General features: G+C 43.8%; 11 protein-coding genes. 6 read left to right on the top strand and 5 right to left on the bottom strand.

What is annotated here, in order from left to right; genetic code table 11:
- Window positions 1–176: 176 nt before the first annotated feature.
- Together DBR43_RS05605 and DBR43_RS05610 are read left to right on the top strand one after the other, a co-directional pair.
- A complete protein-coding gene (locus tag DBR43_RS05605) occupies window positions 177–2,009 on the top strand; it encodes a M60 family metallopeptidase (protein ID WP_124578716.1) in 1,833 nt (610 codons plus the stop codon).
- A gap of 160 nt (window positions 2,010–2,169) precedes the next feature.
- Window positions 2,170–4,560 (top strand): TonB-dependent receptor, encoded by a 2,391-nt coding sequence (locus tag DBR43_RS05610; RefSeq protein WP_124578718.1) that lies wholly within the window; start codon window positions 2,170–2,172, stop codon window positions 4,558–4,560.
- 101 nt (window positions 4,561–4,661) lie between these two features.
- Here DBR43_RS05610 and DBR43_RS05615 read toward each other — a convergent pair whose 3' ends face one another.
- Window positions 4,662–5,420: an MBL fold metallo-hydrolase gene (locus DBR43_RS05615; protein ID WP_124578720.1), complete on the bottom strand. Its 759-nt coding sequence runs from the start codon at window positions 5,418–5,420 to the stop codon at window positions 4,662–4,664.
- A 96-nt stretch (window positions 5,421–5,516) separates the two neighbouring features.
- Here DBR43_RS05615 and DBR43_RS05620 point away from each other — a divergent pair, with 96 nt between their 5' ends.
- A complete protein-coding gene (locus tag DBR43_RS05620) occupies window positions 5,517–5,888 on the top strand; it encodes a winged helix-turn-helix transcriptional regulator (protein ID WP_124578722.1) in 372 nt (123 codons plus the stop codon).
- 7 nt (window positions 5,889–5,895) lie between these two features.
- A complete protein-coding gene (locus DBR43_RS05625) occupies window positions 5,896–6,489 on the top strand; it encodes an O-methyltransferase (RefSeq protein WP_124578723.1) in 594 nt (197 codons plus the stop codon).
- Here DBR43_RS05625 and DBR43_RS05630 read toward each other — a convergent pair.
- The 4 genes from DBR43_RS05630 to DBR43_RS05645 all read right to left on the bottom strand — a co-directional run bounded on the left by DBR43_RS05630 (window position 6,467) and on the right by DBR43_RS05645 (window position 12,268).
- Window positions 6,467–6,739, bottom strand: coding sequence for a hypothetical protein (locus DBR43_RS05630; protein ID WP_124578725.1), 273 nt, complete (start codon window positions 6,737–6,739; stop codon window positions 6,467–6,469). The genes DBR43_RS05625 and DBR43_RS05630 overlap by 23 nt on opposite strands.
- A gap of 51 nt (window positions 6,740–6,790) precedes the next feature.
- Complete coding sequence (locus DBR43_RS05635) at window positions 6,791–9,001, bottom strand: beta-N-acetylhexosaminidase (RefSeq protein WP_124578727.1); 2,211 nt, start codon at window positions 8,999–9,001, stop codon at window positions 6,791–6,793.
- A gap of 154 nt (window positions 9,002–9,155) precedes the next feature.
- Complete coding sequence (locus tag DBR43_RS05640) at window positions 9,156–11,291, bottom strand: response regulator (RefSeq protein WP_124578729.1); 2,136 nt, start codon at window positions 11,289–11,291, stop codon at window positions 9,156–9,158.
- Window positions 11,292–11,416: 125 nt separating this feature from the next.
- Window positions 11,417–12,268 (bottom strand): hypothetical protein, encoded by an 852-nt coding sequence (locus DBR43_RS05645; RefSeq protein ID WP_148090757.1) that lies wholly within the window; start codon window positions 12,266–12,268, stop codon window positions 11,417–11,419.
- A 36-nt stretch (window positions 12,269–12,304) separates the two neighbouring features.
- Here DBR43_RS05645 and DBR43_RS05650 point away from each other — a divergent pair, with 36 nt between their 5' ends.
- Together DBR43_RS05650 and DBR43_RS05655 are read left to right on the top strand one after the other, a co-directional pair.
- Window positions 12,305–12,793: a GNAT family N-acetyltransferase gene (locus tag DBR43_RS05650; RefSeq protein ID WP_124578732.1), complete on the top strand. Its 489-nt coding sequence runs from the start codon at window positions 12,305–12,307 to the stop codon at window positions 12,791–12,793.
- Window positions 12,793–13,269: a MarR family winged helix-turn-helix transcriptional regulator gene (locus tag DBR43_RS05655; RefSeq protein WP_124578735.1), complete on the top strand. Its 477-nt coding sequence runs from the start codon at window positions 12,793–12,795 to the stop codon at window positions 13,267–13,269. The genes DBR43_RS05650 and DBR43_RS05655 overlap by 1 nt, the downstream gene beginning before the upstream one ends.
- The last annotated feature ends 14 nt before the right edge of the window (window positions 13,270–13,283 follow it).

Here is a 13,283-nt window from a genome sequence, read left to right on the forward strand (position 1 = left end):
CTAAGCTTTCGCCCGGTCTTTAAAGACATTATTTGTAAATTCTATCAGCACTAATCCCGCTGTCCTCAGAGACCGGGGAAGAAGTCAATACCTTAAACTGACCATTTAAAACCGCAGGTATGAAATAAGGACAACCTATTAACCATTAAAACCTAACCTAATCAATCCCAACCAACATGAATTTAAAACCTCTAAACTTTCTCAGTGCCATCATCGTATGTATGGTGCTTTCCAGTGGATGCAAACAACAAAAAATACTCCCTGAACAAAACACGACCGCCCATGATAAAACCGCGGCGAACAGCAATAACCCCAATATCAATACGACCATTGGAACCAATATTCAGGTCTTCAATGAATTAAAATCGGGTACAGCCGAAGGCACCCGCCTGAACATCACCCCCTGGTCTGATTTCGACGCAACCGGTTTTTACCTCGCACCCAATGCAACCTTACAGGTCACGGTGGATCAACTTACCGGAACTGCAAAGCCAAAGATCCTGATCGGGACCTATTCCAGGTATGAAGTAAAAAATAATCCTCAGGAATTTGCTTTAACTACCGGAACGAACAACATCACTGCCGATCAGTATGGAGGCCTGATCTGGGTTCGTTTTGGCACCTCAGGCACACCTTCATCCAGCGCAAGGATCACTTTTGTAAGCGGTCATCAAAGGGTACCGGTGTATATTAAAAATCAAACCACTCCTGCCGACTGGGCCAATCAGCTTTCTACCTATACCAGTTCGCCTGATGTGATTCTTATGGGGGATCGCGTGTATCAGGTATATTCCAGAACAAGAGCGGTAAATACACAAAGCCAGGACAATAATTATGTGCTGAGCAAAGCCGATCAGACGATGGAAGTCGAGGATGCTTTTAGTGGAATGGATGGTTCTGCTCCCCAGCATCAGTTAAATGTGAATCAGCGCATGCTGATGACCGAGAACGATGGTTCAGGCTGGATGTTTGCTACCTGGTATCGCACGGCTTATGTTACCGCAGCGGCACCTGCAGCCTTTACCGCCAGTATTGGCAGCGTTGACGGATGGGGCCCATGGCATGAACTGGGCCATATGCACCAGCAGGCTGCCTGGAAATGGAGTACCCTGGGTGAAGTCACCGTAAACATCTACAGTCTGGCTGTGGAACGTGCCATGGGCGTCAGTCCTTCGAGGCTTAAACGCGATAATGTATGGCCTGCCGTTGCCACTTACCTGGCGAATACCAGTCCCTCCAAAGATTTTAACAGCGATGCCATTATGACCAATGGCACCTGGGTAAGACTGGCGATGTTCCAGCAGCTATGGATGGCTTTCGGTGATAATTTTTACAAGGACCTGCACAAAATAACCCGTGTTGAACTGCCCAATGTGAGCACTAACGCCGAAAAAATGCGCTACTTTATGCTCAAATCCTGCAGTGTATCAGGCCGGAACCTGAGCAATTTCTTCAGAAAATGGGGTTTTCTGGTCAACGAAAGTGTATACACCGAAATTGCAGGTCTAGGTTTACCTCAGCCGCTCGTAGAGCCGAGTACCTTAAGCGAAGACAATACCGGTATTGAATCCGGCGCAACTTATAAACTCATCTCCGCGGTAAACAACACCAGTCTGGTTGATGTTTCAGGAAGTGGTACTGCCAATGGCACATTGGTGGCACTTTGGAGCAATAATAACCCCAGTACGCTGAACCAGCAATGGAAAGTAACCAGTGTTGGCAGTGGCTATTACAAATTACAGCCTTTACATGCCCTGACTAAAGTAATGGATGTTACCGGAGGAGTCAGTACCAATGGCACACAGATCCAACTCTATAACGATGCAGGTACAGATGGACAAAAATGGCAGATCAAGGATGTAGGAGCAGGTTATTACAGCCTTGTTCCTGCCTGTGCGCCATTGTCTCAACTGGACGTTAACGGAGGTTTTACGGCAGGAGGAACCAAAATTCAAATATGGACCGCAAGCTCCGGGAACTCACAAAAATTCAAATTTGTGAAACAATAATTAAAGCTCCCTTATTTCGGTTTAAATGGAAAAGCATCAGGAAATCCTGGTGCTTTTTTTATATCACCCAAAAACAACACAACACACTGTTTGTAATTAATCTAAATAAAGACTTACTTTGTGCCTAAATATTATTTAAACCATAAAAATATACGCGTATATGAAATTTTTACGAATCCTGTTGTTATTGAGTATCAGCTTTAATCTTGCCATGGCACAACAAAGTGCGGGGATAAAGGGAAGGGTGACGACCGCTGATGGACATGGGGCAGGTTATGTTTCTGTTAAATTATTGGGAAAACCGTTTGGGGCAACCACAGATAAAAATGGTGATTATACCATAGAGAAGGTAACTCCGGGAAAATATACCATTAAGGTCAGCGCAATTGGCTTATCTTCACAAACAAGGTCGATAGAGATAAGTCCTTCTGTTGTCATCACTGCTGATTTCATCCTGAATGAAAAGCTAAGTACCCTTACTGAGGTCAACATTTCTACCAACAAAAGGAAATATAAAACCGATAAGGTTTCTACTTCCTTAAGGTTAGCGGCACCATTGCTGGAAATCCCACAAAATATTCAGGTGGTCACTTCCGCAGCATTGGCAGATCAGCAGATCATCAGTATGAGCGATGGTTTGATCCGAAATGTGAGCGGCGCAGTAAGACTGGAACACTGGGGTGATTTATATGCCAATATCCTGATGCGTGGATCACAAATCCAGGCGTTTAGAAATGGCTTTAACGTAGTGAGCTCTTTTTGGGGGCCACTTACCGAAGACATGAGTTCTGTAGACCATATTGAATTTGTAAAAGGCCCTGCAGGATTTATGCTGGCCAATGGTGATCCGAGCGGTCTGTATAACGTAGTGACTAAAAAGCCTACGGGAGAAACCAAAGGAGAAGTCACCATGACTTTAGGAAGTTACGATCTATACCGCACAGCTGTAGACCTGGACGGAAAATTAAGTACGGACGGGCGTTTATTGTATCGCCTGAATGCAGCCGGACAGAACAAAAAATCACATCGTGCCAATGAATTCAACAACAGGTATAGCTTTGCTCCTGTAATTTCTTACCAGTTGGACGAGAAGACTAAAATCACTGCAGAGTATACACTTCAATATGCAAAAATGAGTGACGTCGGTTCTTACTACGCCTTCTCCCCTTTTGGATACGGGACCTTACCTGTTAATTACACCGCAATGCCTCCGGGGCTGAGCCCGACAAGAATCAATGACCACAGCGCTTTTCTGAGTCTGGAACATCAGTTGAATGACCAATGGAAATTAACCGCTCAGGGATCTTATTTCAACTATTCACAAAGCGGAACAAGCATGTGGCCATCTGACGTAAATGCCCAGGGAAAAATGATCAGAGCTATAGGCATTTGGGATGCTAAAAGCGAAATGACAATGGGTCAGGTGTTCCTGAATGGCTCGGTTAAAACCGGTAGTGTTCAACACCGCATCCTTGCCGGACTGGACGTTGGTACGAAAGATTATATGGCAGATTGGGCACAAAACCATAAACTGGATACTGTTGGCGGAGAATTTGACCCCTTAAACCCGGTATACGGAGCACCTGCAAACGGTTACCCTCAGTATGACCGTACATTGGATTTACCAGCAAGAGCTGTTAAAGCAGGTGGAATAATGGATCAGAGATACAGTGGAATTTATGTTCAGGACGAACTTGGTTTTCTTGAAAACAGGATCCGCCTTACCCTTGCGGGAAGGTATACCTATGTGACGCAATCACAATGGGGCGGAGACCAAACCAAAGCAAAACACTTTAGCCCGCGCATAGGCCTAAGTGTGTCTGTAGATAAAAATTTATCCGTATATGGTTTATACGATCAGGCATTTATCCCGCAGGGTGGAAAATTAGCTGGTGGGGGAAACATAAAACCGGTAACCGGAAACAATATGGAAATCGGCGTAAAGAAGGATTGGTTTGATGGCAAATGGAATACCACCATTTCTGCTTACCGGATCATCAAGAAAAACGAGCTAACCGGAGATCCGAACAGTGCGCCAAACTCAGGATTGAGTGTGGTGCTTGGAGAAAAGACATCACAGGGGATAGAATTTGATTTAAAAGGAGAAGTCCTGACCGGATTAAATGCTATGGTTAACTATGCCTATACTGATTCAAAAGTTACGGAAGCAACTGCCGGAACGAGCTTTATCAAAGGACAGCTGACTCCTGGTTTTGCCAAACATACCATCAACTCCTGGCTGGAATATAAAGTTCAGGATGGAGCATTAAAAGGAACAGGACTTTCAGGGAGCTTTACTTACCTGATTGACCGGGCAACAGCAAACTATAGCACTACCAACCCGGAACAAAATTTACCGGATTACTTTAAATTGAATGCAGGTGCATTCTGGGAAAAAGACAAGATTAAGCTAACGCTGAATGTGTTCAATCTCTTAGATAAATATTTATACAGCGGAAGTTATTATACCAATTATTTCTCCTCGCCAGCCTATTCATGGCAAACAGAAGCACCAAGAAATTACAGGTTAACCCTCGCTTATAAATTCTAAAGACCTTTCTACCTATGAAAAGCGAATTAACTCCAGCAAGCCAGCCTATGCCGCTGATGCTTGCTGGATTAATCGTTAGCTGCTATAAAATAAACCTCCTCTTAAAACAGAAAGCTTCCGTCTTCAGGGACAAAACACCTTTCAGACAAGCCTTGTTCTGCTAAAGCGGCTTTAATAAAAGTCCTTGATTCGCTGGCATGACTTACCGCCTCCAGATGGACCACATAAATTTTTGAAGCAGGCATATAGGCTGCAACCTTTAAAATATCTTTGGTATCCATCACTATCGGTTCACCTGCGACAAACCTGGCCGCCCCTCCATTGAGGACAATACTATCCGGCTGGTACTGATCCAGGGCCGCTTTTACTTTTTCACACCAAATCGTATCCCCCGCGATGTACAGGACTTCCTGCTCATGACGGATCACATAACCGGAAACGATGCCCATCATTTTGCCTATTTCTCCAACACCATGTTGTCCGCCTGTACGGCTGATCCTGACCTCATTCCAGACGAGATCTTCTTCGATCACCTGTGCATTGGTAAATCCCGCCTGGCGGATCGCTTCTATATCTGCAGGCTGACAAAACAAAGTCATGTCCTTTGGTAAAAGTGCTTTTGCCAGGTCGTCCCAATGGTCAAGATGGAGATGTGTCAGCAAAACGGCATCTGTCTTCGAGATCAGCAAGTTTAGTTCTTCAGTACCGATGGGCAAATCTACCGTTGGAATTCTGACCTCCGTTCCCGTCCGTTCAAAGGGAGGATAGAAATGCTGAGGTGCCAGCATCGGATCAATCAGGATGTTTTTTCCGTTTACCCGGAGTATCTGCGTTGCATTGCGCAATAGTTGTAAGTTCATCTGTTAATATTTAAATTTGATCCTGCAAAGATTAAGCTATCTTTTCATAACGCCCAGAAGTTCACCTTTTAGTAACCTGCTCACCATTTGGTAACCATGAATTATAAACAGTTTAGACATTGCGGCCTTGATGTGGCATTGACCATGTTATCAGGAAAATGGAAGCCCATCATTCTGTATCATTTATTTCATCAGGAACAGATTCGTTTTACAGACCTCTGGCGCATTATCCCTAAAGTGGCCAAGAAAGTATTGCTGGACCACCTGAAACAAATGGAAGGTCATGGCCTGATTGTGCGTACAGAAAAAAACACCTTCCCACCTGAAGTTTATTATCAGATCTCGGAAAAAGGAAGAGCGATGGGCCCGGCATTGACTGCACTGGAATTGTGGGCCAATGAATATGCAGCTGATGAGGTAAAAATCCTTCAGGAAGATAAAAAGAAGAAATATTTAATGACCCCATAAGCCCCATATGTTTAGCGAAATCAGTGATCCGTTAAAAAAAAGAATGCAGGATCTGGAAGAAATAGACCTCAGAGACCGGAAAGATGGAACGCCCAGAAGCCAAAGGCTTCGGCAGATCAATGCAGATACCGGAAAATTCCTGTCTCTTCTGGCTGTTAATTTACCGGAAGGAGAAATCATTGAAATCGGAACCAGTGCCGGTTACTCTACCCTATGGCTGGCTTTTGCTGCCAAAGAGCGGGGAAGGAAGGTCAGGACTTTTGAGATTGACGAAGAAAAAGTGAAACTCGCAAGGGAAACTTTCCGGATTGCCGGACTGGAAGCTGATATTGAGCTCATTCATGGAGACTTTTTAGTCCATGCTCCGCAGCTCGGCCCCATCGCTTTTTGCTTTATGGATGCAGAAAAAGAAATCTATAAAAATTGCTTCGAAGCCATTGCTGCTAAAATGGTCCCGAACGGACTGATCGTTGCCGACAATGCCATAGATCAATATGAAGGTATTAAGCCTATGATAGACCAGGTACTTAAAGACGAACGCTTTGATGCTTTAACCGTTCCCATTGGCAATGGAGAATTTATTTGTAGAAGGAAGGCTTAACCGCTTTAATCACTTCTCCTTTTTTATTCAGCAAGACCTGGATCTTTGTATTTTTAAACCTGGTGGTCTTACACTTTCCTTTGAATGAGCTGACTTCAGCAAACCTTTGTCCTGATCTGTTGATGTACCCGATCTCATAACCGCCATCCCGGGAGTACTGTCCGGCAGTCATCACCTGTTTTTCAGCGCGTGCAGATTGAGCGGCAATGACACTTAACAGCATCATTACCAAGAGCATTAACGTTTTCATAGCGGTAAAGTTATCATTATTTACATTAATCCAGCGACTTCGTTTAGGTTCTTAATTTTTTCTGATCATCACCACACCATTGCTGTCGTTGCTAACGTCCCCGCGTACTTTTGCTTTGATGCTGAAAGCAGCACCGGTTTCATAGTTACTGACCTCAAACTTATACTCATTGTCTTTCCTCGATCCGCCGGTAAATCCTTCATGTACATCCTCAGCAATCTTCTGTCCGTTCTTAAAGACCTCTACACTTTGGATATCCAATCTGGATGCTCCTTCGGTAAACCAGAAAGAAAGCGTGTAAGATCCATTTGCATTGATCTTTCCGGAGCCGTTCATTTCGAAAACAGCGAAGTCTTTACCTTTTACTTTCGAAGGGTTCCAGTCTGCCACAAATTCCCCGTATTTCTTAAACTTCTCATATTTCTCAGGGAAGTAGAGCGGAAGAGAGTACTGGTTGCTGTTCATGACGGTAATTGCATAAAAATCATTCAGTTTCGCCACCGTTACAGCTTCGTTGTATACCGCAGAATGAACATTTGGAAGTGTTCCATTGGTTGTATACCTGATTTTTGCACCCTTTACTGTATTTTCCAGCTTCAGGGTATATCCCTGATCTCCTTTTTGATTACTGATCAGTTTAGGCTGAGGAAGGCGGTAACCATAACCTGCCTGATCATAACGGTTGTAATGGGTACTCTGGCGTTGCTCAAAAGCGGTCCAGCTTTGTCTTGCAACCGGTGTCCAGCATACTTCCGCCAATGCCGACATCCTTGGAAAGGTCAGGTAATCAAAATATTTTTCAGAACGATCCTCATTGATCTGTGGAAGCTCCTGAAGTATGGTTCCATGGATAAACTGGTCTGACCATAAGGTTGCTGATGCCCCTAGGATCAGCGGGCGGTATTTTTCGTCCATACCTTTCAGCATGGGGTTCAGCTGATAGACCTTCTCTAAAGAAATTGGCGGAAGCCATCCTGCAGCTTTAATTTCACCGGGAATACTGCTTTCCGCAACGTCAAAATAGCAATATCCGGTCAGCGACATTACGGAATAATGTCCTGCTTCTGCAGCCTTAAATGCTTTTTTCTCATCGTGCCAAACCATTCCGACCGCTTTCTCTTTTAAGCCGTCTTCGATGATCTCATCCCAGCCAACAATGGTCTTTCCATATTTCTTAACCATGGTTTGAACCCTTTGGTTAAAGTATACCTGCAGTTCTTTCTCGGTTTTCAGTCCCAGTTCTTTCTTTTTCTTCTGGCAATGCGGGCATTCTTTCCAGCGGTCATATACCGCTTCATCACCGCCAATATGAATATATTTAGAAGGGAATATTTCGAATGTTTCTTTAAATACGTCTGCTAAAAAATCGAAAGTCGATTCTCTGCCTACACAATAGATGTCTTTACTGATGAAATGCTGGGCAGGAACCTCATGTTGTGCTCCTGTGCAACTCAGAAACGGGTAAGCAGCGATGGAAGCCAGCGCATGTGCCGGCAATTCAATTTCCGGAATGATGTCTACGTTTCTCAATGTCGCATAGGCCACCATTTCCTTCATGTCTTCCTGAGTATAATAACCTCCCGTTCTTTCCGGGCCCACGCCTCTCCAGGCTCCTATTGAAGTTAATTTTGGATATTTTTTGATCTCCATACGCCATCCTGCATCGTCGGTCAGGTGCAGGTGAAGGGTATTCATTTTGTACATGGCCATCATATCAATGAACCTCAGCACATATTCTTTTCCGAAAAAATAGCGGGATACATCCAGCATCATTCCTCTCCATGGATAAAGCGGGGCATCTTCGATTAAGGCACCCTTAACCTCCCAGTTCACTGATTTTTGGCGTTGCTTGTTATAGATTTCCACAGGCAGCATTTGCAGTAAAGTCTGGATGCCATAAAAAACACCCGCACTGCTCTGACCGTTGATCTGAATCAGGTCTTTGTTTACGCTTAAACGATAGCTTTCTTTATTGGCGGAGCCCGAATTTCCGGTCCTCAAAACAATTCCTTTACCTGCAGTTTTCGCTTCTTCCAGTACAAAGTCAAAGCCCGTAGCCGGAGATAATGCTGCAGCGAGTAATTCTGCCTGAGGCTTCAAACCTTTTTCAAACCAGATTTTAGTCTGGTTCCTGATCACAAACGGGTTTCCCCGTTCTTCTACCTTTTGAGGAAGTGGAATAATGTTCAGTTGTGCCAAAACCGGAGCGCTTACAAATAGTATTGCAGCCATTAGCAGGAACCCATGGAGTTTATTTTTCATCACCGTCGTTGTTATCGTCAATCACAATTTTAGTGAAATAATAACCAAAAACAGTGGTTGAAAAACCAGAACCTGCACACAAACGATTGCATTTTACATTTCAATCGTTTGCGTAATTTTACAATTACTGATCGGCAGGCTTAAAAAATCAAAATTAGCTGATGTAATCCAGTATTTTTTCCATCAATTCTGTTTCCGTAAACGGTTTAATGATGTAATCATTAAGCCCTGCAGAAATATAGCGGTCGTGGGATTCACTGGTGATTTGTCCGGTGATGGCAATAACAGGCAACTGCGCCTTGGTCGGATCTTCGAGTGCACGGATTCTTTTGGTCAGTTCAATACCATCCATTTCGGGCATCTGGATATCAGTAAGGACCATATCATAACGCTTCTCCTCCAGGAAGGCTAAGGCTTCCTGTCCGTCATTTGCGGTATCAAAGCTGATTCCCAGTTTCTTAAAGATCATTTTTATGACCAGCAGGTTCATTTCTGAATCGTCTACCACCAGAAGGTGAAGGTTTTTGAAACGGTCGCTATTGATGACCGGAGATTTCTCTCCTGCACGGTCTTCTGTATCTTTCGGGGCAATGGCATAAGGGATTTCCAGGATAAAAGTAGAACCCTTGCCCAGACTGCTTTCCACAGAGATCTTTCCTCTATGCAATTCCACCAGTTTCTTACTAATGGGCAGGCCTAGTCCCGAGCCCTTTTGCCAGTCGCTGCGTTTGGAATTGATGACTTGTGAAAACTCATTGAAAATCAAAGGAAGGTTCTCATTTGAAATGCCTATTCCCGTATCTATGACTTTAATTAATAAAGTAGCTTGTTTTTCATCTGCCTTTTTAACACTCACATCAATGCTCACCTTTCCTTTGTCCGTAAACTTGATGGCATTGGCCGTCAGGTTCATAACAATTTGCTTCAGGCGGTAAGGATCTCCATCCAGCAACAGGTCCGGAGCCGCGCCCTGTACCAGTTCCAGGACCAAACCTTTCTGATCTGCCAGGACCCTTGCTGTTTCTGCGATTTCTTTGAGGATTCTTTTATACCGGAAAGATGTTTTTGCCAGGGATAACTTTCCTGTTTCCAGCCTTGAGAAATCCAGCACTTCATTTACCGCCGATAATAACATGGAAGAAGAGTTGTCCAGCAGTTTGGACATCGAGCGCTGGTCTTCATTCAATGGTGTCGATTTCAACTGCTCTGACACCCCTATTATCGCATTTAAAGGTGTTCTCATCTCATGACTGATGCTCGTAAAGAACCTCGATTTGATGACTACCTGTTCTGCAGCCAGCTGGTTTGCTTTAACCGTCTTATCATAGGCATTGTAGAGCTTCCACATCAAGAGAATGATGGCGAGGTAAGACAAGATGCTGATTCCAAAATTGATCTGTCCTGATCTGCCTATGGCCTGAACAGAGTTGTTGGCCCTGTCTTTTAAAGAAGCTTTTTTCGCTTCAGAATTGATGTTCTCTTCATTTCTGAATTCCCGGAACAGCTGTTTTATGTTTTGAAAGATCTTTTCATTCAGCTTCAAAATAGCCTCTTCTTTTTGGCTCAGCTTTTTGCGGTTGTTTTTTAAATCGTCATACAGGCCTGCATAGAAACGTTCAATCCGTTCCAACTGCTTTTTGTTATATTCATCTACGTTCGAAGGCCCTTGTTCGTAGGTTACTTCTGTTTTGAGTGTTTTAACGGAATCTTTTTGTACTTCCTTATTCAGGATTGCATTTTTCAGGCGCTTAAAGAACTTCTCCTTTTTTACTTCAGGGGCAGCTTTTACCTGTTCCACCTTGGTTGTTTTTTTCAGCGTGGCCTTAGGAAAGGGCCTTAACTTCGGCACATCCCCGGTGATCTTGAGCAGTTCAACTTCGACATTGACATTGTTCAGAGAATCCGTAAGCCGCTTGATTTCGCCATACCGCACCATTTGCCCTTTTTTACTCTTCAGGTCGCCGACAATATTACCGGAGATATTACTGCTGTCTGCTACGGTCAGATCTTCCAGTAAACCGGAGATCAAAAGCACTTCTTTGGTATATTTTTTAAAGTAGACGGTATCCCAAAGGGTGGTGTACATCCTGAAATTGTTTTCTGCAGTCTGCAGACTCATGGTAATGGTATCCAGTTTAGAGATCTGCCGGCTATTTCCTTCTAATTCTTTCAGACTTGATAACAATACCCGCTGTTCTGATCGCTGAACTATGGAGTTGCGAAAAAGAAAAGCGATAAATAAAAGTATGATTACCGATATGATCAGAAAAGAGCGCTGCTTGTTTTTCATTGATGAGAAAAGTGGACCTGTAAAATTTTCAGTAAGACCTTTGGGCGTTTAGGTTACAAAATTCAAAGTTAAACATAATTTATAAGAACGCTAAAACAAGATACTAATTATGGGCCTGTACGGACCTACTGTATCGGATTGTTTACACCACAGAGCATGTAGCCCAATAGCGGCTGACATTTCTCGGCACAGGAGGTATAAAAAAAGCCTTCCCTGCGGTGCCCCGAGGCGGTTTCCCTGCCCCAGAAAAATTCAGCCATGCTAATGGGTTTCAAATGATGAATTGCCGCATAATTCAACAATTTAGGTGCACAGCAATCCCCCGTCCCTACAGGAATGCCCTTCTCCAGGTTAAAAGCAGCTTCCAATGAACGTTTCTCCTGCCTGAAATTGTGGATTTCATACAAGGCATTGAGTTTCGCGAGGATCCCATGAGAAACGATTCTTCTTTCTGCAATCTTTAAATACCATTCTTTAGATTCTTTTGGCAAAGTGGCAATCAGGTCTGTCAGCGGATGAATGTCGAGGTTTCCAAGTTCAACTTCAGCCACAAAACGATGTTCGTCTACCAATGGCGGAACCCATCCCGGAACATTCCAGACCCCATTGTGCCGGGAGGAAAAAGCACGAAGGACAACTTCTTTTCCTGCTGCATCCTGACAAACCAGGATCCCAAACATTCTGCCCCTCATGGCAGTATACAATCCGTCTGTAGACAAACGCGGATCAGCATCCTCCGGCGCGAGATCAAAGTCGATCCTCCGGTGTTCCGAAAGCTGCTCCATCAAGGCATAACAATGAGGAACCGCAAGTTCCGATGGCAACTCATGCATTTTTCCGCAATCCTTACAATATCCAAAACAGGAAATTGCAGCTATATTTTCTTTCCCTTCCCTTGTTACCATATCTTCCCTTAAACCCGACATTTCAACAAAGATAAGTAAAAAAACAAAATCAGTTTGGATATATGTAGTCAACTACGTAGTTTTGAATAACAATAAAATAAATGACAAATGGAAGTTCTAATCGTACCCATCAAAAATGAATCTTCGGCAGCAGTGATCGACATCATCCTGCCGATTCAGCAAATAGAATTTAACGTTCCGATTACTTTAAATGATCAACCCGATTTACTAGACATCGAAAATGTCTACTACCAGACCGGCGGCGGTTTCTGGGGTGCAAAGGTGAATGAAGAACTGGCCGGAACGATTGCCTTGTTAAAGTTCGATCATAGTTCAGCTGCCATAAGAAAAATGTTTGTAAAGAAAGACTTCAGGGGAAAAGAGCTGGGCCTGGCACAACACCTGCTGGAAACACTGATTGATTACTGCAAAGACAATCACATTCAACACCTTTACCTTGGAACAGTTTCTGTATTACAGGCGGCCATGCGCTTTTACGAAAGGAACGGATTTGAGCAAATTGAGAAATCGGCACTTCCGAAATTATTCCCGTTAATGAGTGCAGATAATGTTTTTTACCACCTAACCATAAAATAATGAGCGTTATCGATGAATCTGGTATTCTTGCCATCTCTACAAGGCTCCTTAGGTTGAGCGATCAGTTCAGGAAGGATGGGGCATTGATTTATAAGAGTTACGACATAGACTTTGAACCCAAATGGTTTGCGATTATCTATACCCTTCACCACAAAGGCATTTTGGGTGTGGTAGATCTTGCTTCGGAAATCGGGTATACGCATCCCTCCACCATCAGCCTGCTCAAAGAACTGGAAAAGCAAAAGCTGATCCGCTCAAAAAAGGATAAAAATGATGAACGGAAGCGCCTGATCCAGCTCAGCAGCAAAGGAGAAGAACTGATTGTAAGGATGCAACCCGTATGGAATTTAATGGTGAACGTCTTTGAAGAGGTCACCGATACAGAGAATAACCTGCTCAAAGCCATTACCGAGGTAGAGGAAAAGCTGAAACAGCAAAGTTTTCTGCAAAGGGCATTACAGGCGGCGGCTAAGTAAGCATCCGCTTTCCA

This window comes from Pedobacter sp. KBW06 (assembly GCF_003852525.1).
GTDB lineage: Bacteria > Bacteroidota > Bacteroidia > Sphingobacteriales > Sphingobacteriaceae > Pedobacter.

Coding starts and splice junctions, on each gene's coding strand:
- DBR43_RS05625 (WP_124578723.1), top strand. CDS start 5,896: ATGTTTAGCGAAATCAGTGATCCGTTAAAAAAAAGAATGCAGGATCTG.
- DBR43_RS05620 (WP_124578722.1), top strand. CDS start 5,517: ATGAATTATAAACAGTTTAGACATTGCGGCCTTGATGTGGCATTGACC.
- DBR43_RS05640 (WP_124578729.1), bottom strand. CDS start 11,291: ATGAAAAACAAGCAGCGCTCTTTTCTGATCATATCGGTAATCATACTT.
- DBR43_RS05615 (WP_124578720.1), bottom strand. CDS start 5,420: ATGAACTTACAACTATTGCGCAATGCAACGCAGATACTCCGGGTAAAC.
- DBR43_RS05635 (WP_124578727.1), bottom strand. CDS start 9,001: ATGAAAAATAAACTCCATGGGTTCCTGCTAATGGCTGCAATACTATTT.
- DBR43_RS05605 (WP_124578716.1), top strand. CDS start 177: ATGAATTTAAAACCTCTAAACTTTCTCAGTGCCATCATCGTATGTATG.
- DBR43_RS05655 (WP_124578735.1), top strand. CDS start 12,793: ATGAGCGTTATCGATGAATCTGGTATTCTTGCCATCTCTACAAGGCTC.
- DBR43_RS05610 (WP_124578718.1), top strand. CDS start 2,170: ATGAAATTTTTACGAATCCTGTTGTTATTGAGTATCAGCTTTAATCTT.
- DBR43_RS05650 (WP_124578732.1), top strand. CDS start 12,305: ATGGAAGTTCTAATCGTACCCATCAAAAATGAATCTTCGGCAGCAGTG.
- DBR43_RS05630 (WP_124578725.1), bottom strand. CDS start 6,739: ATGAAAACGTTAATGCTCTTGGTAATGATGCTGTTAAGTGTCATTGCC.